The following is a 20,992-nucleotide window of genomic DNA, read 5'->3' as shown; positions in this document are numbered from 1 at the left end:
GTCATTTCCTCCCATTTCGATAGAAGTGCATTTCAACCACAACCCCTTTTCCCGCCTCAGATACTACAACCATTTTGTCTGAGTACCTTCTCATGTTCGGAAGGCCCATCCCCGCTCCAAAACCCAGCTCGCGAATGTGATCAGACGCCGTGGAGAATCCTTCCTTGATTGCCTGCTCCACGTTTTCAATACCTCTTCCATAGTCTTCAACTCTCACTCTTACCAGGGCCTCATCGTACCAGGCGAAGATATAACCTTCGCTACCGCTATGAATTACGACGTTCACTTCAGCTTCATAACAGGCGATTGATACTCTCCGTATCAGATTGTCGTCCTCTGTAAGCGTCTTCAGATAGCTCTTCAGTTTCGCAGATCCAACTCCGGCCATGTCAATTTCCGAATAATCAATATGGAATACGAAGTCAGCACTCTTTTTCTCAACGGCATCTCCCGAAATAAGAGACTTATCAAACCAGTCAACGCTTCTCTCCAGAACTTCCCTTCGTCGGGTATCGTGAACATAGATTAGCCTGAATTTATCAAGAATGGCTCCGATAATATCCTTCTTTGTAATTATTCCGATGAGCTTCCCTTCGGAATCAACAACCGGGAATCTCCCGTATCTATATCTGTTGAACTTTTCAATCAGTGCCTCAAGATTCATCTCTGGAGAGAGTGTAACTAAATCCCTTGTCATATGCTTTTCAATCGAATCAGTTATGTAGTTGCCCTCCAGAGCAACAATAATGTCCTCTATACTCACTATGCCTTCCAGCTGGTTATCGGCATCGGTAATGGGAACTCCTGATATCTTGCAGATCCTCATCAGTTCTTTCGCCTGCCACATCGTTCTATCTTTGGTAAGCGTGATAACGCTCTTCAACATTATGTCTTTTGCCGTTATATCTACAAATAACCCTCTTAACTTATCAAGGAGGTCGTCAACACTTCGTTCAGTCAAAGTTCTTCCCTTCTTCGAGTGAATCTCGAAGACCCTCTCTATAAAGAATTCCGCAAGCCCTGTACATCGACATTCTCGCGTGAATCAAAGGCATCTCAAGCTCTTGAGCCAGATGAATCGTGGTCTCAGGAACATTTCTTTTCCTTATTATCAACACTGCAGCGGCTCCAACCACTGAGGCAGTTCTAACACATTGAGGAGAGTTCAGGCCTGTTACCAGAATCATTCCAGGTCCTCCAAAAGCAAGCACATCACTCATCAGATCTGCAGCTCCTACCGACTCTATTTCAGGATCTTCAGTTACATTATTCAGTATCTCGCAATCAAGTAACCGGATGATATTGGCAAGTCTCATCCCCTAACCTCCTTATTCAGAAGATCACCTGTGTAGTTGTACCTGATGAAAGCATCATATACTACCGGACATTTAGCTTCGAAAATCTCTGCGATTGCACTAGCATACAGTTGGATTTCTGGCTGAGCATGAGAATCTGCTCTCTGATTTAGGAAATTCATAATCGACCTTCCATTGATAGTCCAGTACGCCTCTGTGTACATAGATGTGGGAAGTACAATTCTCGCCATCTCTTTTGCAACGCCCATTTCTATGAGCCTACTATAAGCGACAAAAGCGTTCTTATAGGCTTCTCCGATTATTGCAATCGCCTTTTGAGTGATTGCCTTATCTGCACATTCCACTGAACCCTGTTTGTTTTCGCCGTCTGGAGTCCTTATGGAATCGGGCAGATACCACTCATCAGAGAACTCAGTATATCTTCCGCTTCGCTCATTTATTGACGCTATTCTGTGTCTCACGAGCTGTCTCATAACGAAAATCGGTAGCTTCAAGTGGAACTTGAACACTATGTGTTCAAAAGGGGAGTGGTGACCATGCTCCATCAAATAACGAATTAGGCGATCATCTCTATCTTTGCTAGTTAAGCCCTTACCATAACTTACTCTAGCTGCCTGAACCGCTGAGTAGTCATCTCCCATTCGGTCTACAAGCTCGACGAACCCTTTGTCAAGAACATCAATTCTCATCATTTCCTCCGTCTTCTTTCATCGCCTTTCTCTCTTGTGAACTCTTTCTCTTTCTACTAAAGTATTCTAACAGAAAGAGCCCTAGGACTACTACGGCAGTAAGCGGGACTACTGTAACAAGCGCCAGTTCAAAGATTACTCTTCGCCTTAACTCCTTCAGTGCAGAACTTACTGCATAATCATAATCTTCGAATCCACTCAGCTGAAGATAGAACCTAGCTAAATCATAGTAGTCTCGATCTTTCGTCTCATAATAGGCCATTCCAAGATTCCTAATAGCCCTTGAGTTGTTCGGCCAAAAACGTACTGCCTCCTGATAGCGCTCAATTGCTTCTTCAAAGTTACCATCTTCAAGGTAAATGTCTCCAATTACCATCGAAGCATTAGACGCAAATCTGGGAGGAATCTGATTTAGATCGAGGGAGTCTAAGATCTCCCAAGCTTGAGGTACTTCACCAAGTTGCAGATAGGACATCGCCACATAATAGCTTGAAAGTGGATCCTCTGTTTCCAGCCTCGAAAAGTCCTCTATAACCATCTCTGTAAGCCCTGAGACAAATTCGCTTTCGATGAGATCGTCTCCGAGCAGTCCCTGAAGGTTTTCAGAGAATACCGTTTCTCGGATTTCCATTAACCTTTCAATATCCATTGAGCCGATGCTGGAATACAACTCCAGCAAAGCTTTGTATGGGAAATACTGCCCGGGTCGAGCGTCAATCAACTCATTTGCCGTCTCCGCGATCTGCTTTGCCGATCTCGGGTCTCTTGTATCAACCCAATCATAGAAGAAGGCTCTCAGAGATACCGCCTTCAAGAGATGGTCCTCGCTTTCAGACGAATAGAGCATATTCAACGCGGAGACAGTTGAAACAGCGACTAACTGGTAGACCACCTCGATGGCTTCCTGAAGGTACGGAGGAAGTACCTCTCCTTGAAGCTCTGAATAGAGATTACTAAACCAAACCTTGTAGTTTGGTTGGATAGTCTCTCTGTACTTCAGACCCACGGCTAACGTAAGATAAGCCTTCGTTTCCAAATCTCTGCTGTCAAGTGATTGTATATCCATAAGGTAGTTCTTCGAAAGAAGCAAATCCGTTTTGTCAACAGAAAAGGCAAGAGCTGAAACGGTCAATATAAAGGCAAGAACCAAAATGTGCTTCACAAGTCCTCACTCCAAAATGGTCCCAAAGTGATAGCAAGAAATGGCATTTGGGATTCAACATTATCATTGATAACCACATATAGATTAGGTCTTTCCTCAATTGTGACACATATTCCAGTACCGGAGAATGTCACTGTCTTCTCTATCGAAAAGTATTTCCACTGAAAACTCTTCATGTTCTTACAGTATTCTGGATTAACAGACGGCTTAATTACTTTGATTGCCTTGTCAAGATGAAGATCCCGACCCCTGTTCCAGTCGAAGAGCCTGTACGTTGTGTCACTGTTCTGCTGAATCTCGATCAGCTTAGAACTCGGCCCTATTGCGTGTACGACACCTGCAGGCAAAGCCAGAAGATCTCCCTTATTAAGACTGATGTGATTCAGGTCTTTCTCTCTGATGTCGATTGTCTCGGTTTTTTTCTTTAAGCCTGCAAGCACCTGACCATTTGTTAAGAAATACCAGCATTCGCTCTTACCCCATGGTTCTCCTTCAATGCGACGGGCAAATTCATCATCAGGATGAACTTGGACTGAAAGCCATTCCTTTGCCGAGATATATTTAACCATCAAAGGAAACCTAGGCAAAGCTCGTCCACAAAGCTCTTCAGTAACATCTTCAGGATTCAGTCTTGAAGAGCTTGACTCAAGACTGGTCTTCATATTAGCTGTATCTGACAGAAGCCAAACTTCTCCTATCGGTTCTTCAGAATCTACTCCGTAGATGGTGTTCAAATCACTATCACCCCACGGTCTACTCGAAAAGACGGGTTTGCTTCTGTATATCACTTTCTCACCTCTTTCAGGAAATCCTCCATCTGCTCTTGCGCTCTTAATACCTTTCTTCTATTCTTCTCTCTCTTATCTCTCATCCTTATCTCCGGTAGAAGACCAAAATTCGCATATACTGGTCTTAAGGGACTCCTGCCAGATACTGTTACATGGTTGACCAGCCCTCCAAGCATTGTCTCCTTCGGAGGAATTAACGTTCTGCGACCGTCAACAAATCGATTGACATTGATTGCCACAAGCCTTCCGGAGACTATTGCCTCCACGTATCCTTCAAGACCGCAAATCTGTCCTGCAAAGAACAGCCCTTGGTAATCTTTGGACTGAAGATCGGGATTCAGAAGCTTGGGTGAATCGAGGAAGGTGTTCCTGTGCATTACTCCATATCTGGCAATGTCGGCGTTCCTTAGAGCTGGGATAAGTCCTAGGATTCTCTTCTGCTCGCTCCATTTCAGCCTCGTTTGAAACCCAACAAGACTTAAAAGTGAACCTGATAGATTTTCCTTTCTAAGCTGAACAACCGCAAAAGGTTCTTCTCCCGTTGCAGGATCGGTCAGTCCCACCGGCTTCATTGGACCAAATCTCAGAGCTTCTTTTCCGCTTCGCGCTATCTCTTCAACAGGCTGGCAGCGTTCGAAGAGAAATCGATCCGAGAAGTTTTCGATCTCCAAAACTTCTGCCGATACAATCTCCTTCCAGAAAACTTCGTACTCCTCAATCGTAAGAGGGCAGTTCACGTAGTCTCCGGTGTCGGAATATCTGTCAGCAACAAAGGCTCTCTCGAAGTTTACCGAATCCGAAGCGACTATTGGAGCTACAGCATCAAAGAAAAAGAGTGCGTTGCCAAACAGTTCACCTAGATAATTCTCAAGGCATTCAGAAGTTAGTGGGCCGGTACACACTATATTGACTGACCCGGAGATGTCTAGCTGGCACACCTCTTCTCTCCGAACACTGATAAGTGGGTGGTTCTCTATCCTCCTAGTGATCTCTCTTGCAAAGGTCTCTCTGTTTACTGCCAAAGCCTTTCCGGCAGGTACTCTATGACGGTGGGCGGCTTCCAGAAGTCGGGAGCCAATTAGCAAACCCTCTTCCTTCAACAGGCCCGATGCATTGTCCAGTGACTTAGATTTCAAAGAGTTGCTGCATACTAGTTCCGCAAAGTCTTCCGATTGATGAACATCGGTTTTCCTGGCAGGTCTCATCTCAAAAATCATTACCTCTTTTCCGAAATCCGCGAGGCTCAAAGCAACTTCAGAACCGGCCAGTCCTCCACCGATAACATTTATCCTCATTTCTTCTCTCTTCCTAGTTTGTGAGTTCTATAGTACCTGAATAGTGCTTCTTGATAGTACCCTCCATAAGGAAAGAAGGAATCCATTCCAAACTGCATTACCTTCTTTGTTGAACCGTCCAGCGCGAACAGATCTTTCATCACTCTGCTCACCCAGATATCTACCGGGAAGGCGCTCAGCTTACCGTAGGCAAAGAGCATTACACAGCTACCTACCTTGTAACCAATGCCGTCATGCTTCATCAATTCTTCGAGCAAGTCTTCGGCAGCCAGTGAAGAAAGCCGTGAGAAATACCCTTCTGTCTCTATGTCTGAAAAGAGTTTCATAAGCCACGGAACCCTGAAACCGATTTTGAGCTCGGTCAGAGCTTCTGCTGAGATTCCCTTGGCCTGCTCCAATGAAGGAAACGTGTAGTAACTCTCCTGACATAGATCGATCCTGTTTTCGGGAAAGAGTTCCGATAGTTTGTCGCTCATCCATCGAATCATAGGAATGCTGTTTCTAGTTGAGAGAATATACTCCACAACCATCTCAAAAGGATCTTGCCTAAGTATTCTCAATCCTTCGGCTTCCTTGAGAGCCTTTTCAGACACGATTCTAACCCTTTGATCAAAACACTTCAGTCTTTCCAGAATTATTGAGTGAATCTCCTCCAGATTATCTCCAAGTCCAAGGTAGTTCCCAATTTCCTCATAGATATCTTTTCCGAGCAAAGATTTGGAGGAAGATCTGACAATAATTCCATCTGAGTTCTCTTTCAGGAAGAGAACTGTATCTCGAACAACTCCCTTCCACCAGTCTCCTTCTTTTCGCCATCGAAAAGTCTGACCACAGTCAAGTGTCGAATCAAGATCAATTAGACCCGCAGGTTTCAAAGTGAATTCAATCACAGGTTCGCCTCATGGGACTCGATAACCGTTTTCAAAAGCCTATATGCGTTGTCTTCAAGGAACTCACCGAGCACTATGAGATAAGAACTCTTTCTAATTCCATCAAGATATAGAGCGGTAATCTGCGTCCCATTCACAACCGTTGAGCTTCTCGAACCCGTAGCTTTTGAAAGCGCTATTATGAGCTGAGGGATATCAAATTCCAAATCCCCATCATAAGGAATTCCTTTTTCGTCGACCAGGCGAAAGACCATGCCACACTCTTCCCCCAGTGATCTGATTCTTTTTGCCAGAGTATCCATTACTTCTTCTCCCTGATTATCCGGCAGTTGTAACTCCCGGTTTTCAACCATCTTTTGCCTTGTAGTGAAACATCTTCGACATCATCAAGAAGTGCACAAGGCTTAATGAGAGTTATCAGCTCTTTCAACACGGAGACCTCTTCAACGGGGATGCTGCTTCGAGAAATTACGGCACCTCTGAATCTCCAGAGATCGGCGAAGCATGAAAAGTCTCTCTCTAGCGCCTCTTTATCTCTCCTTTTCTTGATCTCTCTGGTCTGGACAATTTCGTTGAGACTAGATTTGCAGCCACAGTAATTCTGGACATAGACATTACCCAAAAACTGATTTAGCTTTCCCCTTTCTAGTCTTAGGTTTTCCGAAATGAACTCCAAATCAAACGATTCCGAAACTTTCTGCCCAATCTGACAGATCAGATAAATTGGCTTCTGGGGGCTTGCAAGAAGCGTGGTACTGAAGCTCTTGGCACCTAAGGATTTTGCAGCTTCCGCTGCCTTTCTCAGCCTTAATTCTATACATTTCGTACATCTCATGCCCCCTTCCGGCTCATCTTCAAAGGAATCATGAATAGCAGAGAAGTCCTCGGGGCTGTAGTCTGGTTCAGGACACTCAACTCCCATTTCTTGACAGACTCTTCGGAAAGCATGATATCTTTTGAAGAACTCTTCTTCAGGATAGATATTCGGATTATAGAAAAGCAGCATTGAATGCTTCAGTTCCTCTCTCCTCAAAACAGAACTAACTAGATCCGGTGCGCAGCAAACATGAAGCAGATTCAAAACTCAACCAGCTCCTTCAAACTGGCAATGGTCTTATCACCAATTCCACTTACCTTAGCCAGATCATCGCACGAACGAAATGGACCGAAATGAGCACGCGCCTCAACTATTCTCTGAGCAAGTACGGGCCCGATGCCTGGAAGCTTACAGAGGTCTTCCACATCTGCGTTATTAACATTCACCTTTCTCGAACCGGATTGTTCTTCAGCCCCGATAAGAGGAATAATGGCAGCAAGGATTTCAGGAAGTATGGAAGGTCCGATTCCAGGTACATTGAGAAGGTCTTCCTCAGTTATTATGGGTCCCTTGAGTTCCCTGTATTCGATTATAGCAGCTGCCTTAGCTTCACCGATTCCTGGAATTTTCTGAAGAGACTGAGAGGAAGCCGTGTTTATGTCGATTAAAACCACTCCTTCTGCGTTGGAATACAGCTGACCGGAAACGGTCACCATTTCTCTCAAGTTACTCAGGGTCTTTTCACCAATTCCCCTGACAAGAAGAAGATCGTCAATGGAAAAAAACGGACCGGACGTAGCTCTGTAATCGACTATTGCTCGAGCCTTGGCAGGGCCTATCCCCGGCAACAGCTCCAGCTCCTTCTCCGAGCAAGAGTTCAAATCAATAGGGAAGCTAACCGACTTCGATTTATCAGAGTTTTCACCGATGGCCATTGTGTTGCTACCGCTATACCCTGAGAGGGCCACAAACCCCATGATCACTAGTATCACAATTGATCCGATTATCTGTAACTCCTTGACCGAAATCTTCCTCATCTCAACTGCCTCGGAAACCTGTCAGTGATATTCCAGCCCGTTATCCTCTGGAGTGCCTGAACGTCGACTGATGAAGAGTACTCTCTGGCCGCTGCCGCATCAGGGAAAACCCCTAAAACAGCTGCATAGAATGTTCTCCCGTCCGCGGTTATTGACTTATACACAAAGGCAGGGTAACCTGCACTCCTCAGATCCATTACTTGTGGTGCTATCCCATCTGAGACTGTGTGCGATACGAGTTGAATTCCATACGCCGTCTTTGAGTCATAAAGTCCGTCAAGTGGGTTCTTCCCCAGAAACATCACGCCAAAACTATCCCCCACCCTGGTGATAAAGTACTTCCCGAGACCTTTCTCCACGCACAACTTGAATGCTGTATCTTCTTCCACAACAACATAACCAAACTCGGAACCTTCTGCAAGAAAGTCGAAGGAGTTCAGTATTAGCCGCCTATAGTCGAATACCTCAAGAAAGAAGTTCTGAGTCTCTGGAATCGATATTGTCTCTCTGACAACCTGTGTTCCTGTGGGAAACTGTACGGGATTGTCCGGCTGTTCAGGCTGATCGATCCCCTGAGAAAGCACAGAACTTCTGATTTCCTCAATTATGAGTTCCGACTTTCTGTTTTCCTCCCGGAGAAAAATAGCATATCCTCCAAGCGTCATGACAACTGCCGACAATGCAAGAACGATAACGATAAGAGTCTTCAGAACATAATCATGCGATACTTCGCTCATACAAAATTCTCCAATCCCCTCCAGGTCTTTTCCCTGACAAATCTCTCAAATACAGAACACCCCACGAAGTAAGTCTTGTCGAGATTTCCGTCAGGAGTACTGATTCTTACACCACCTTTCTGTTCGACCAAGTCAACCAAGGACGACATATCAATTCTGGAAGACCATCTACTGTCCCACAGCAATTTCACCACTCTAAAAAAGTCTTCTGTCACACTGCTATCCCCTGTACCAAATTTCTCGGCCAGACGTAATTCCATCATGGCTCCAAATAGAAGTGAAGCATCATATCCAGCCTTAAGCCTAGAAGCAGTTTCAATAAGCCTTCCAATTTCCGTGCCTACAACGAATCGGCCAGTTTCAATTCCCTTAAGATAAGCTTTCACTGACGAGAAAACAATATCTTCCCATTGCTCAGCAGAGATATCTTTACCAGAGACCACAACGTTAAAAAGATACTTGAAAAGCCTATTATCAAACGAAAGGGCAACCAGCAAAGGAAAGATCAGAACACTCTTAGACGAGCAAGCATACTCTCTGTAACTGACCTCAAAATCAATGAAGACTTTGTCCGGGAGACAGTTGAAAGAGAGAAGGTCCTTCACAAACTCGAAATTCACCCTGAATCCTTTCAGCGCAGGCATCACCTGACTAACTGTCGTCGTAGGAAAGAGGAAGAGCTTCTCAATATCGGTATGACCTGATGACGCATAACCTACCAGATCGATGAGAGAACCTCCTCCAACGGCTGTTATTGCTTTTCTTCTCGAAGCCCTTATAACCTGATATATTTCGAACACTCTGTCAACTGACTTCACATGTTCTCCACCGGGCATCAAGTATTCGTCTTCCAGTCTTTCGCCAAAGACCTTTCTAAAACCAGAGTCTACTATTTTCAGGGACTCTGGAAGTCTTCCAGCAAAAGCCTTCCCAAAAATCAACTGACACCTTTCAGCTGATTCACTGGTAAATGTGATTCTTCTCATTCCACTCCTTCTTCAGCAAGTGCCTTTAACAGACGAACCGCATTAATAACATCATCATAATCAACCATCTCGTGAGGCGAGTGCACGTATCTGCAAGGAACCGAGACCGTTCCTGAGGCTATTCCTCTTCCGGTCGTCTGGTAACCTCTAGCGTCAGTGCCTCCAAAAATCAAGACCTCATACTGAGTGGGAATCTCCTTTTTCTCAGCAATCTCCTTCAATCTAGATACTACTCTCGAAGAGCTTATGCTTCCGCGATCCTTTATCTTTATCGTAGGTCCTTCTCCAAGTTTGAATCCCATTCTCTTCAAAGATTTCGGGGTGTCGGGTCCTGCGGTAACATCTACTGCAACAGCCATATCTGGCATAATATCAAATGCAGCGACACTTGCACCCACTAGTCCAACTTCTTCCTGAACGGCGAAGACAAAGTAAACATCGTCTTTGGGATCCTTTAGCTCTTTCAAGACCTGTATCATAATAGCACAGGCGATCCTGTCGTCCATAGATTTCGAGATGAGTCTCTTTCCAAGATCGATGAACTCTGAATCATATGTTCCAAAAGTCCCGATCGGTGCCTTCCTCTCTGCATCACTCTTATCTATTGCTCCGATGTCAACGAAAATGTGGTCGAAATCAAGATTCTTGATGGTCTCCCCGAGCTCTTTGATCGTCTCCCCTTCTAGGTCAACGACACCTGATGCTCCTGTCTCAAAAATCAATCTCGAACCCAAAAGCATATATGGAGACAGCCCACCTATCGAATCAATCCTGAGAAAACCATTTGAGTCGATATGTGTGACCACGACACCGATTTCGTCCATGTGACCGTCAAATAGCAGCTTCTTACCACTCTTTCCTTTCTTCAGAGCAACAAGATTGCCTAACGGATCTATCTTCATGCTATCAACGTATGGTTTGATCTCTTCGGCGATCGCTTCCCTTATAGCATCCTCCCTACCACTGGGAGAACTAATCGTAACCAGTTTCTCAATCAGCTTTTTCATCTAGACAGCACCTTCCCTTCCTTAACTAGTAAACTGGCAAGTTTTACCACTCCGAGAAAATCATTGACGTTTATTACAGAAGTTGGAGAATGTATGTATCTCGAAGGAGTCGAGATAACACCTGACGGTATACCCGAAATTACTCTTGCAAGCCTAGCTGCATCAGTACCCCCAGCTATCCTGCTCTTGTACTGGAATTTTATTGAGTTTTTCTTAGCAGTATCCACGATTGTGTCGAGTATCCTCTTATCTAGCACCAATCCACTGTGGGCAAATGTTAAGACGGGGCCTTTTCCAAGACTTGTGGCCCACCTGTAATCAGGAAGCTCCGGGTTGTCTCCAGCCGTAGTGTTCTCGAACACAAGAGCTGCGTCCGGCTTTATCTGTTTCGCCGCGACCCCGCTTCCCCTCAGACCAACCTCTTCTTGGACCACCCAGGCGAAATAGACATCAAAATCCAGACGGTATCCTTCAAGGCTCTCAAGAATCCTTATTAGTACTTCGCACCCCGTCCTGTCGTCAAATGATTTCGCAATCGCATAGTCGCCAATCTCTTCGTACTGAGTATCGAAGAATACTGGGTCGCCAATGCGATGGTTCTTCTGAGCCTCTTCCTTCTTTGAATAACCCAAATAGATTCTCAGTTTGCCCATGCTTGGTGTTTTAAGCAAAGCGGTTGGATCCTGAGTGTGTATGGCTTCAAACCCTATCACTCCAGGAGCAAAATCCTTTCCCACCAAAACCTTTTTACCCATCAATACTCTTGGATCGACTCCTCCTACACTGGTGAAGGAGAGTGTGCCGTCTTCATTGATCTTCCTCACCATAAGACCAACCTCATCGGTATGAGCAAGAAGCATAAGCTTCTTAGAACTCTTCCCCGTCCCCTTTTTCACCGCGATTAGGTTTCCAACTGTATCGGTCCAGATCGAATCGACTCTTGGCTCGACAATGCTCCTGATGAAGGAAGAGACTTTTTCCTCAAAACCTGATATTCCCGGGAGTTCGCAAAGGTCTTTCAGGCGTTCTAGCTTCATTGCTCCTCAGCCCCCTTCAGAGATATGAAAAATCCTGCAAGTAATCTGGCCGTTCCTGCAACATCACTAACTTGAACTACTTCGACTGGAGTGTGCATGAACATTTCAGGGAGAGAAAGCAGAAGCGTTGGAACTCCGGTACCGGCTATTTGGACATTGTCTGCATCAGTTCCCGTTCTACCTGAGCTGAAGTCATATTGAACTTTGATTTCATTGTCTTTCGCATGTTTATCGAGTAACTCAAAGTACTTCTTGTGGATATTCGGGCCTCCAACAGTTAAGGCCGGACCCTTTCCAAGTTCGACATCGTTCTCTTTGTCATGGTGAGTAACGTCCATGGCAACACCAAGATCGATTTCCAAAGCTTCAGCGGCGCCCTTTGCTCCTATTGCCCCGACTTCTTCTCTTGTTGTGAACACGAAATAGACGGTAGGAGTTGTACTGTATTTCGAGAGCTCTCTTGCAGTCTCTATGCTAATCGCTGCACACGCTCTGTCGTCAAGAGCTTTCCCAGCAACCTTGCCGTTCATCTCAAACGCCAAAATGTCTACTACTGCAAGATCGCCAACACCTATCTTCTCATAATCCGGATTAATCGAAGCATCAATGAAGAGCTCATCGAAAGAAGGGACTTCTCCTCTTGTCTCCCTTTTCTGAAGGTGGGGAGCCAACATTCCAATTACTCCTGATCTTTCCTTTCCATCTCTGCTCCTGATCTTAACCTTCTGAGAAATCAATACCTTAGGATCGACGCCTCCTAGCTCTTCAAACCTTGCAAACCCTCTTTCATCGACTCTCGAAATCACAAGCGATACCTCGTCAACATGAGTGAATACGCCTATTCTCTTCCCACTTCCTTTCTTAACTGCAATCAGATTTCCAATCTCGTCTGTATAGGTCTCATCCACAAACGGACCTATCGCTTCCCTAATTACCGAATGGACTTCATCTTCGTATCCCACAGGTCCAAAGGCATTGGAGAGATTAATCAATAACCTGGCTAAACTCAATTCGCCTCCCCCTTTACTTCAAACTTAACATTGTCCGCCTCTTCAACTACTATCCTACCCGTCCTTACGTGTGCCACGGCAGGCTTATCAAAACGATCGTATTCCTGAGTTATGAAATTCCCAATTTGGATCAGTGAAGGCTGCAAATCGATCGCTGCGATTATCCCGATTTCACCCTGAGAGTAACCGGCTCTAACAACCCCTCTTGCACTTCCAAATATTACAACGCTACCACCGGCGATTACCTCTGCACCGGGATGAACATTGCCAACCACCACAACATCATAATTGTGAACGACTATCTGTCCTGATCTGAGATTACGCCTAATGATCTGAGCTCCTCGAACTTCAGTAATCTTCTCTCTAACAAGATCATACTTCTGACCGACTTTCACATCCTTTTGCTCCATACTACCCACGAGTATGTCCTTAACGTGGACACCAAGATCACTCAACAGCGAGACGATCTTAACGATGTCATCCGGTTTGCTTGTATCTTGAGTAAGCATGAGCGAGATCTCATCTCCTTCACGAAAGAAATCCTTCGCGTCAGCAAACTTCTTCATGATGTCTTGCCTCAATTCATCGACGGTTCTGTAAGAGTCAATGAGAAGAATCAGCCCTTTTTTTGTCATTCTGAAGTCAATCGGCATCACGATCACCCCTTTCTTCAAGATTCTATCATGAAAAAACCCTACCCAAGGCGGATTATGAACCCAAAGTAGTGGGCGAAAGCCACGAAAGAAAAGCATCGACCTCTTGACCGGGGACGGTTTATAGTGTAATATAAATTCGTGCTTCGGCCCTCATCGTCTAGTGGCCTAGGACACTGGCCTTTCACGCCGGCGACCGGGGTTCAAATCCCCGTGAGGGCGCCAGAGGTGGAAGCGTAGCTCAGAGGAAGAGCGTCTGCCTTACAAGCAGAAGGCCACAGGTTCGATCCCTGTCGCTTCCACCAGATTGATGGCGAGGTAGCTCAGCAGGTAGAGCAGCGGACTGAAAATCCGTGTGTCGACGGTTCGATTCCGTCCCTTGCCACCAGAGTTTTTCGTGGATTCTTAATTCACGACATGTCCTTACGGACATATTTTTTTAGACTGAATTACTGTAAAGTAGCTGCTATAATTAGCTTTATGCTGGGGGTGAGGTGGTGGAGAGATCTTCGCGATACAAACACATCTTAGAGACTCTTGAAGCTTCGACCGTTCCGGTAAAGGGACAGACTCTGGCAGCTGAAACAGGCGTTAGTAGACAGATGATCGTAAAGGATGTTGACGAGCTAAGGGAAAGAGGCTATAGAATCGTCTCTACTCCGAGAGGATATGTTCTTGACGGAAGAAAGAGTTTAAGAATGGTTGTCTCCGTAAAACACGAGGAAAAGGATATCTACGATGAACTTTCAGCAATAATAAGAGCTGGAGGACGCGTAATCGATGTCAGCGTGATTCACGCAGTCTATGGTGAGCTCAAAGGTCAGCTTAATCTATCAAGCATAGATCATCTAAACAGGTTTGTATCTGCTCTGAAAGCATCAGATGCACTTCCTCTTCTTAGTCTTTCAAAAGACGGAGTCCACCTTCACACTATTGAGGCGGACTCTGAAGAGGTACTGGAGAGTATCAGAAACATGCTGGAGGAGAAGGGCTTTTTTGCCAAGTAGAGGGGTGAGCGAATGAACATAGACGAAGTCATTCAGAAATATATCACTTCCGGTAGAAGAAGACGAATGCTTCTCTTGACATCAATGGAGTGGATGCTTGTGGCCGGAGGGGTGATGATTACCTCCCTGACTCTTCCTTCTATTGTTGACGATCTCGCAGGAACTGTTGGAAGCCAGAACATGATGGCGAGTTCCGTGTTTGCAGGTATGCTTCTTGGAGCACTATTCTCCGGTGCAATTTCAGATAGATTCGGAAGAAAGTGGACTAATCTTGTTCTTTTGTTGATCGCCGGATTTGCAACAGGACTCACCGGCGCTTCTAACTCAATGAGAGTGTTCTCCCTGGGAAGATTTTTCTCAGGATTTGGTTATGGCGGACTGTTACCTGTTGTAAACGCCTACCTTACCGAATTCTCGTCCATCAGAATCAGGGGCCTTTATCTTGCTCTCCTGGAATCTAGCTGGGCAATTGGAAGTATCTTGATAGGCGGATTCACAATGTTAACGCTGGAATCCCTTGGATGGCAGTGGTCATACTACTTGCTTGCCTTCTTCAGTATTCCCCTTATATTCGTATCCTTTCTTCTTCCTGAAAGTCCAAAATATGAATTCATGAAGAAGGGAAAATCAGCTCTGGAAAAGATTCTTTCGACGAGTATAGATGAGGAAGTTGAGATGCACCAACGCTCAAAGCAGCCTATTCTGGGGCTTTTTAGAAGCGGTCTTGCGAGAAGGACAATCATGATATGGATAAGCTGGTTCTCGGTTAGCTTTGTGTACTACGGAATCTATACTTGGGCTCCAAAGATTTTCATGTCGAAAGGGCTCACCCCAGTCTCATCTCTCTGGTACACCTTTTTCATGCTTATCATGCAACTTCCAGGATATCTTGCCGCAGCGCTTCTTATAGAGAGGTTCGGTAGAAGGCCATCTCTCACATTCTTTTTTGCGGGAATGGCAGTATCGTCTATTGTGATGGCTTTTGTAAGCAGCTCTTCGCTTCTTCTTTTCGCCAGCGTTCTGATTTCTCTATTCGTTCTTGGAGCTTGGGGCATGGTATACGCTTATACCCCTGAATTATACCCAACCGAGATGCGTGGCCTTGGAAACGGTACTTCAGGAGCTGTGGCAAGGTCAGCAGGAATTATCGCGCCCTATTTCACCAGCACTTTAATGGGAGCCACCGGTAGCGTATTTGTTGTAATGATTTTTATGGCTGCTCTCAGTACATTTGCAGCTATAGTTGTCTTCAGAATGGGTGTCGAAACAAGACAGGTGATAATTGAATAGTTTGAATCTCCGCATTCATTTACATCAAGGATTGTCTTGCAGAAGCGTGTCTCCGTTGCAGAAAACACCTAAAGTTTTCTTTCCAGGTGAATTTCAGGAATTGTTTCAATAATGGTCATTTCTCTGTCATGCGCACACTCCATCAAATCGAATCGTTGGAATATATCTAGAATTCAGAAGAAATAAGATTTTGCTTATGCAATATTTGCACTTATTAGTTATTGTCATATATTTATCAATTATTAGATAATATTATTGAACTTTATTGAATTGATGACTCTCCAAAGATTGACTTCTTCCCGGGTTTACCGATATTTTCTCTTGCAGCACGCATATTGCCGATCGGATCGAGGGCTCTGGATGAAGAAGCGGCTTGCTAAGTGTCCCAGCTGCGGCGGATATCTACAATTACCGAGTATACCTTTAAGAACTGCGAGATTAAGATTATCGGGACCTTTGTGCAAGACGAGCTGCTTTACCTGCCCGAAGAACTCCTTGACTTCCTGAAAGTGTTCATTAAGAATAGAGGAAATCTCTCTGAACTCCAGAAGGAGCTAAGTATTTCCTATCCCACTGCAAGAAGCAAACTGGAGTAACTGGTCACAAGTCTCGGATATGAGCTTGCAAATCGCCAAATTCAGGAAGCTTCGAAGATCATCAGGAAATTGGAAGAAGGAAATCTCAGTGCCAAGGAAGGTGTAGAGCTTCTAGGCAAGAAGAAGAAAAGGCAATAGCTTCTCTTAATCGTTCTCGAATGGTGGCTTCTTCCAAAAGAAAGAAGCACTGCTCTTCGAAAAGAAGAATTGCTTTCCTAGATACTCGGTATTCGTAACCATCCAACGATCTGCAAAGAAAAAATGGTATATTATTGTTGCTTGAATACTTCCCGTGAAGGGGTGTATCTGATGAAATTGATTAAAGCGCTCTTTTTGATTCTGCTAATAGGTGCTGCTCTCCTCGTTATCAACAGTATCTTCAGCGTTACCATAGCCAGGATTTATTTCGGAAGAATAGAGAGAGACGGAAGGTATTTGAAGGTAGAACAAGAGGAGGTCTTCTTCAAGGTTATTGGAGATGGGGACCCAGTTCTAATGATACATAGTTTTGCTGGATCACATTTTGATTTTCTAGAGCTTGCTAAACTGCTTTCATCGAATAGAAGAGTCTACTTGTTGGACTTGCCCGGTTTTGGGCTGTCCACTGCCTCAAACAAAGGTGACTATTCAAGAAAGGGTTATGCTGAGCTTGTGGTTGATTTAATGAGCCTATTGAACATTGAGAAAGCTGATTTGATTGGCCATTCATTTGGAGGAGAGGTCTCTTTGTACATCGCCTACTATTTTCCCGAAAGGGTCAACCGCCTTGTTCTCATTGACTCTTCCATTCACGGGGATAGAGATATTCTCCCCGGTTTCTTTGCGCGAAGCAAGATAATGACGCGGATCGCTATGAGGTTCTATTTCCAAACTTTTCCGGTTCAAAGATTACTTTACACTAAAGGATTGGGAGACAAATCCTTATTCAGTTCTGAGACTTTCGGCAGATATTTCTCGCTCGTGGACCACATGTCCTCTTCTTTTATTTATGAATTCATAAACAGTGATGACACAGCTTCTGTATCGGATAAACTTGGCGAAATCGAATGCAGCACGCTGATCCTTTGGGGAGAAAATGATATTATTCTCCCAGTTGCGGAGCATGGAGAGCCACTGGCTAAAAAGATTCCCAATAGCATTCTGAAAGTAGTAGAGGGAAGCGGACACGCTCCATTTCTTGAATCACCTGAAAGGATAGCAAAAGAAATCATCGGTTTTCTGGAATAAACGAGGAGGGCGATGTGTTGAGACTAGCCAAACCCGAAGTGGTCGTGAGCAGGTGCCTGGGCTTCGAAAGCTGCAGATACAACGCTCAGATGATCCCGAACAAATTCGTGGAGAAGCTGGAGAAGTTCGTCAATTACAGGACCGTATGTCCGGAATACGACATCGGGCTCGGAGTTCCTAGGCCGCCCATCCGCATGGTTTTCAGATCTAACGAAACAAGACTAGTGCAACCCTTAACGGGAGTTGACGTTACTGAACGCCTCTTGGAGTTTACGGAGAGTTTTTTTTTGGACTGGAAAGGGTAGATGGCTTCATTCTTAAGTCGGCCTCACCTACGTGTGGCATAAAGGATGTTAAGGTCTATCCAGGAGAAGGGAAAGTCGCCTCTTCAGGAAGGGATTCTGGTTTTTTTGGAGGCATTGTACTAGAAAGATACTGTGGGCTTCCTATAGAAGACGAGGGAAGACTTTCTAATTTCACAATAAGAGAGCATTTCTTAACTATTCTATTCACCGTCACGCGCTTCAGAGACCTCTCCATAAATCTCACCAGAAAAGGTCTGGTTGATTTTCAGTCGGATAACAAGCTGCTCTTCATGTCCTACAACCAGAACGAAATGAGAATCATGGGAAGAATAATCGGAAAGATGGATTCAAGAGGTATTGAAGAAGTATACAGCGATTATTCATCCCACTTCTACAAGATGATGTCCACCCCCCCAAAACATACTTCACACATAAACGTCTTGATGCATGGGCTTGGTTACTTCTCCAATTACATCTCTTCTTCTGAGAAGAGGTTTTTTCTAGAGACGCTTGAAAGATATCGAGACGGAAAAATCCCGCTAAGTGTTCCTCTCTACATATTGCGTTCTTACATTGTTGCATTTGACAGTGAGTATCTTGCTCGTCAAACATTTTTCCAACCCTACCCTGCTGAATTGATTGAGATAACGGACTCCGGGAAGGGAAGGTCCGGAAAATGAAGAGTGATAGGATTCATAACCTGAGTAAGAGACGAGATATCAAAGGTAGATTCATTATGTACTGGATGCAGGCCTCTCAAAGAACCGAAGAAAACCCCGCACTCGAGATCGCAAAGCAAGAAGCCAAGAGAAATAGCCTTCCTCTTATAGTCCTTTTCGTCTTCAACACCGATTACCCCTCTGCAAATCTCAGGAACTTTTCCTTTATGATTGACGGGCTCAAGGCCGTTAAATCAAAGCTCAAAGAAATGGGTATCAGATTCACTGTTCTAGAGGGTAATCCAACAGAAATCGTCCCCCGGGCCTCAAGGAACTGTGCTTTGATCGTCACAGACGTTGGATACCTCAGGCACCAGATCGCATGGAGAAGGGAAATTGCGAAAGCATCCTCGTGCCCGGTAATCGCGGTCGAAGCCAACGTAGTTGTTCCTGTCAAAGCAGCCAGTAATAAGGAGGAATACAGCGCAGCTACGTTTAGGCCAAGAGTGTTGAGTCGCCTTCAAGATTTCATAACTGACTTCGAATCCGTCGTGTTCGAACCCGGAGACCCTGTAACCGACTTTGAGACCACATTTGATCTCGACAATCCGGACCTTTCAAATATCGACCACACGGCATCCGTGGTCAGCAACTTTCCTGGCGGACAGGAAGAAGCAAATAGACAACTTGAGATATTTCTAGAAACCAAAATAGATAGGTTCGAGAAAGAGAGAAATGACCCCAATTGTGACTGTCTATCAGAGATGAGTCCATTTCTTCACTTCGGACAAATCTCCCCTTGTCTGATCGCCAGGAGGGTTATGGAGTCTGGTTCATCGGGAATAGAAGCTTATCTTGAAGAGCTTATTGTTAGAAGAGAACTGAGCATGAATTTCGTGTTCTATAACTCCAGGTACGATTCCTTCGAAGCACTCCCCCCGTGGGCTCAGAAGACACTCAATGAACATAGAAGTGATAGGCGAGAATACGTATACTCACTTTCTGAACTGGAGGACGGGATGACTCACGATCCTTACTGGAACGCAGCACAGAGAGAAATGGTCGCGAAGGGCAAAATGCACGGTTATATGCGTATGTATTGGGGAAAGAAGATCCTCGAATGGAGTCCTGATCCTGAAACTGCAATCAGCTCGGCGAACTATCTTAACGACAGGTACGAACTAGACGGTAGAGATCCGAATGGTTATAGCGGCATTCTCTGGTGCTTCGGAAAACACGACAGAGCTTGGGCGGAGCGTTCAGTATTCGGAAAAGTCAGATATATGAACTCAAACGGCCTAAAAAGGAAGTTTGATGCCGATGCCTATGTACAAAAGATCAGTTCTTTGACGAGTAAAGAGTGAAACACGAGCTGTATTCATAGATATCAATCACCTCGCCATCCTTGAGCACTTCCATTCGAACTGAGACATCGTAATTGCCGGAATGAAGCCCCAGAATTCTTATCGCTTTATGAGGATAAGTGAAGGCCTGTGTAACGAAATCTCCGCTTCCCGGAGTCTGCAGTTTCGCAGCTACTTCAATGGTTCTATCTTCGTGGAGATAAACGCCGTCTATCACGATGTTGTAGCCGCCCGTAGGCCTTTCTCCCCCCTTGACTAACAATACAGGTTCTTCAAGGACTGCAGAGACCTGAGTAAAAAGACCTTCATTAACCTCCCCGAGAAGAATGCTCACATCGCTATGCCACTCAACTTCAATCGAGACGTCCTCAAACGCAAGTTCTATAGCATCATCCCCCCTATTTTTATCATAATCAACTTCGAGTCCCATTACCACGAGTGTATAACCTCTTCGAAACGAGAGAATGAAGGGATTCATTGTGTAGTATATACCCTCTCTCATCAATGAAATCTTTTTTTCATAACTCTCCCCATTTCCTCTAAGTTGAATGAATACTTCTCGCTCCGAATTCTCGCTTCCTGGATCGAACAACCAGCCGGACAAGACAATTGCGACTTCTTCTGAATTGCTTTTCGAGAGAACTGTGAAGTTCACATTGCTTGTTCTACTTCCTACACTCTCCGTAAGAACAAACGGCTCAAGTTCTGCAAGCTCAATATAGCCAACGTTAAAAGCAAATAGATAGGATAGAAGAGAGAAAACAACAACGAAAACCCAGAATGTCTTCTTCATTCAATCACCTCCCTGGTAATAAGACTACATAAACTGACAGTTTGTTTGTACGAACAAATTGGTGAGTAGCCCAGGGGGATTTCACCCCCAACCATCCGGGGACGTAAGGCTGGCTTCGCCGGGAGGGAGAACCTTTCTAGGGGCAGGACGTTAGGTTGCATGAACTAACTCAATTGGTCATCCTGACGTGCTCTTGGTCAGGATCTGGTGGGAAGAGCCTGAGGTCAGAGGCAAGAGGTCGGAAGAGCGAAGAGATCTTGATCTTCTTACCTCTAGCCTCATTCCCCTTACCTCTGATCCCCCCCTACTTACTAAGTTTCTTACTGC

General features: G+C 45.0%; 24 protein-coding genes and 3 tRNA genes. 10 read left to right on the top strand and 17 right to left on the bottom strand.

The window, feature by feature from the left end; all coding sequences use genetic code 11:
* Position 1: 1 nt before the first annotated feature.
* From B3N33_RS09950 to minC, 16 genes are read right to left on the bottom strand one after another with little or no spacing between them, the layout of a single operon-like run.
* Complete coding sequence (locus tag B3N33_RS09950; protein WP_214060630.1) at positions 2-961, bottom strand: CBS domain-containing protein; 960 nt, start codon at positions 959-961, stop codon at positions 2-4.
* A complete protein-coding gene (locus B3N33_RS09945; protein ID WP_214060631.1) occupies positions 954-1,316 on the bottom strand; it encodes a hypothetical protein in 363 nt (120 codons plus the stop codon). The genes B3N33_RS09950 and B3N33_RS09945 overlap by 8 nt, the downstream gene beginning before the upstream one ends.
* Positions 1,313-2,005 (bottom strand): FAD-dependent thymidylate synthase, encoded by a 693-nt coding sequence (thyX, locus tag B3N33_RS09940; protein ID WP_292593225.1) that lies wholly within the window; start codon positions 2,003-2,005, stop codon positions 1,313-1,315. The genes B3N33_RS09945 and thyX overlap by 4 nt, the downstream gene beginning before the upstream one ends.
* Positions 1,995-3,167 carry a tetratricopeptide repeat protein gene (locus B3N33_RS09935; protein ID WP_292590339.1) on the bottom strand — a complete coding sequence of 391 codons (1,173 nt, stop codon included), beginning with the start codon at positions 3,165-3,167 and terminating at the stop codon, positions 1,995-1,997. Before B3N33_RS09935 ends, thyX begins: the two co-directional genes overlap by 11 nt.
* Complete coding sequence (locus tag B3N33_RS09930) at positions 3,164-3,955, bottom strand: type I phosphomannose isomerase catalytic subunit (protein WP_214079205.1); 792 nt, start codon at positions 3,953-3,955, stop codon at positions 3,164-3,166. The genes B3N33_RS09935 and B3N33_RS09930 overlap by 4 nt, the downstream gene beginning before the upstream one ends.
* Entirely contained in the window at positions 3,952-5,250 is a 1,299-nt protein-coding gene (gene trmFO, locus B3N33_RS09925; RefSeq protein WP_292590338.1) for a methylenetetrahydrofolate--tRNA-(uracil(54)-C(5))-methyltransferase (FADH(2)-oxidizing) TrmFO, read from the bottom strand. The genes B3N33_RS09930 and trmFO overlap by 4 nt, the downstream gene beginning before the upstream one ends.
* On the bottom strand, positions 5,247-6,140 hold the full coding sequence (locus B3N33_RS09920; protein WP_292590337.1) for a DNA-3-methyladenine glycosylase family protein: 894 nt from the start codon (positions 6,138-6,140) through the stop codon (positions 5,247-5,249). The genes trmFO and B3N33_RS09920 overlap by 4 nt, the downstream gene beginning before the upstream one ends.
* Complete coding sequence (locus B3N33_RS09915) at positions 6,137-6,442, bottom strand: hypothetical protein (RefSeq protein WP_214060892.1); 306 nt, start codon at positions 6,440-6,442, stop codon at positions 6,137-6,139. Before B3N33_RS09915 ends, B3N33_RS09920 begins: the two co-directional genes overlap by 4 nt.
* Positions 6,442-7,221, bottom strand: a complete 780-nt coding sequence (locus B3N33_RS09910) for an epoxyqueuosine reductase QueH (RefSeq protein ID WP_292590336.1) — start codon at positions 7,219-7,221, stop codon at positions 6,442-6,444. The genes B3N33_RS09915 and B3N33_RS09910 overlap by 1 nt, the downstream gene beginning before the upstream one ends.
* Positions 7,218-7,994: a ComEA family DNA-binding protein gene (locus B3N33_RS09905; RefSeq protein WP_292593223.1), complete on the bottom strand. Its 777-nt coding sequence runs from the start codon at positions 7,992-7,994 to the stop codon at positions 7,218-7,220. The genes B3N33_RS09910 and B3N33_RS09905 overlap by 4 nt, the downstream gene beginning before the upstream one ends.
* On the bottom strand, positions 7,991-8,731 hold the full coding sequence (locus B3N33_RS09900; RefSeq protein ID WP_214060889.1) for an SPOR domain-containing protein: 741 nt from the start codon (positions 8,729-8,731) through the stop codon (positions 7,991-7,993). Before B3N33_RS09900 ends, B3N33_RS09905 begins: the two co-directional genes overlap by 4 nt.
* Positions 8,728-9,717, bottom strand: a complete 990-nt coding sequence (locus B3N33_RS09895) for a 3-dehydroquinate synthase (protein ID WP_292590334.1) — start codon at positions 9,715-9,717, stop codon at positions 8,728-8,730. Before B3N33_RS09895 ends, B3N33_RS09900 begins: the two co-directional genes overlap by 4 nt.
* Positions 9,714-10,724 carry a M42 family metallopeptidase gene (locus tag B3N33_RS09890; protein WP_292590333.1) on the bottom strand — a complete coding sequence of 337 codons (1,011 nt, stop codon included), beginning with the start codon at positions 10,722-10,724 and terminating at the stop codon, positions 9,714-9,716. Before B3N33_RS09890 ends, B3N33_RS09895 begins: the two co-directional genes overlap by 4 nt.
* The gene (locus B3N33_RS09885; RefSeq protein WP_292590332.1) at positions 10,721-11,761 is read right to left on the bottom strand and encodes a M42 family metallopeptidase; all 1,041 of its coding nucleotides are present in this window, start codon (positions 11,759-11,761) and stop codon (positions 10,721-10,723) included. Before B3N33_RS09885 ends, B3N33_RS09890 begins: the two co-directional genes overlap by 4 nt.
* Positions 11,758-12,771, bottom strand: coding sequence for a M20/M25/M40 family metallo-hydrolase (locus B3N33_RS09880; RefSeq protein ID WP_214079197.1), 1,014 nt, complete (start codon positions 12,769-12,771; stop codon positions 11,758-11,760). Before B3N33_RS09880 ends, B3N33_RS09885 begins: the two co-directional genes overlap by 4 nt.
* A complete protein-coding gene (gene minC / locus B3N33_RS09875; RefSeq protein ID WP_099828751.1) occupies positions 12,768-13,424 on the bottom strand; it encodes a septum site-determining protein MinC in 657 nt (218 codons plus the stop codon). The genes B3N33_RS09880 and minC overlap by 4 nt, the downstream gene beginning before the upstream one ends.
* 149 nt (positions 13,425-13,573) lie before the next feature.
* Here minC and B3N33_RS09870 point away from each other — a divergent pair.
* The 10 genes from B3N33_RS09870 to B3N33_RS09825 all read left to right on the top strand — a co-directional run bounded on the left by B3N33_RS09870 (position 13,574) and on the right by B3N33_RS09825 (position 19,872).
* Positions 13,574-13,649, top strand: a tRNA-Glu gene (locus tag B3N33_RS09870).
* Between the two features lie 5 nt (positions 13,650-13,654).
* Positions 13,655-13,729: transfer RNA gene (locus B3N33_RS09865), tRNA-Val, on the top strand.
* A 7-nt stretch (positions 13,730-13,736) separates the two neighbouring features.
* Positions 13,737-13,812 (top strand) — tRNA-Phe (locus B3N33_RS09860).
* Positions 13,813-13,918: 106 nt separating this feature from the next.
* Positions 13,919-14,431, top strand: coding sequence for a 3H domain-containing protein (locus B3N33_RS09855; RefSeq protein ID WP_214060682.1), 513 nt, complete (start codon positions 13,919-13,921; stop codon positions 14,429-14,431).
* 12 nt (positions 14,432-14,443) lie between these two features.
* Positions 14,444-15,721 carry an MFS transporter gene (locus tag B3N33_RS09850; RefSeq protein WP_292590330.1) on the top strand — a complete coding sequence of 426 codons (1,278 nt, stop codon included), beginning with the start codon at positions 14,444-14,446 and terminating at the stop codon, positions 15,719-15,721.
* A 380-nt stretch (positions 15,722-16,101) separates the two neighbouring features.
* Positions 16,102-16,317 carry a DUF2089 family protein gene (locus B3N33_RS09845; protein ID WP_243392211.1) on the top strand — a complete coding sequence of 72 codons (216 nt, stop codon included), beginning with the start codon at positions 16,102-16,104 and terminating at the stop codon, positions 16,315-16,317.
* A gap of 309 nt (positions 16,318-16,626) precedes the next feature.
* Positions 16,627-17,544 carry an alpha/beta fold hydrolase gene (locus B3N33_RS09840; protein WP_292593222.1) on the top strand — a complete coding sequence of 306 codons (918 nt, stop codon included), beginning with the start codon at positions 16,627-16,629 and terminating at the stop codon, positions 17,542-17,544.
* A gap of 17 nt (positions 17,545-17,561) precedes the next feature.
* Positions 17,562-17,849, top strand: coding sequence for a DUF523 domain-containing protein (locus B3N33_RS09835; RefSeq protein ID WP_292593220.1), 288 nt, complete (start codon positions 17,562-17,564; stop codon positions 17,847-17,849).
* 290 nt (positions 17,850-18,139) lie between these two features.
* A complete protein-coding gene (locus tag B3N33_RS09830; RefSeq protein WP_292593218.1) occupies positions 18,140-18,529 on the top strand; it encodes a YbgA family protein in 390 nt (129 codons plus the stop codon).
* Positions 18,526-19,872 (top strand): deoxyribodipyrimidine photo-lyase, encoded by a 1,347-nt coding sequence (locus B3N33_RS09825; protein ID WP_292593216.1) that lies wholly within the window; start codon positions 18,526-18,528, stop codon positions 19,870-19,872. The genes B3N33_RS09830 and B3N33_RS09825 overlap by 4 nt, the downstream gene beginning before the upstream one ends.
* Here the strand turns inward: B3N33_RS09825 and B3N33_RS09820 are convergent.
* Positions 19,847-20,665: a protease complex subunit PrcB family protein gene (locus B3N33_RS09820; RefSeq protein ID WP_214060964.1), complete on the bottom strand. Its 819-nt coding sequence runs from the start codon at positions 20,663-20,665 to the stop codon at positions 19,847-19,849. The two genes, B3N33_RS09825 and B3N33_RS09820, sit on opposite strands and share 26 nt — an antisense overlap.
* Positions 20,666-20,992 lie beyond the last annotated feature (327 nt).

This window comes from Mesotoga sp. UBA5825, assembly GCF_002432955.1.
Lineage (GTDB): Bacteria > Thermotogota > Thermotogae > Petrotogales > Kosmotogaceae > Mesotoga.
The sequence above is the reverse complement of the archived record's forward strand: the minus strand, read 5'-3'. Positions and strand labels throughout refer to the sequence as shown.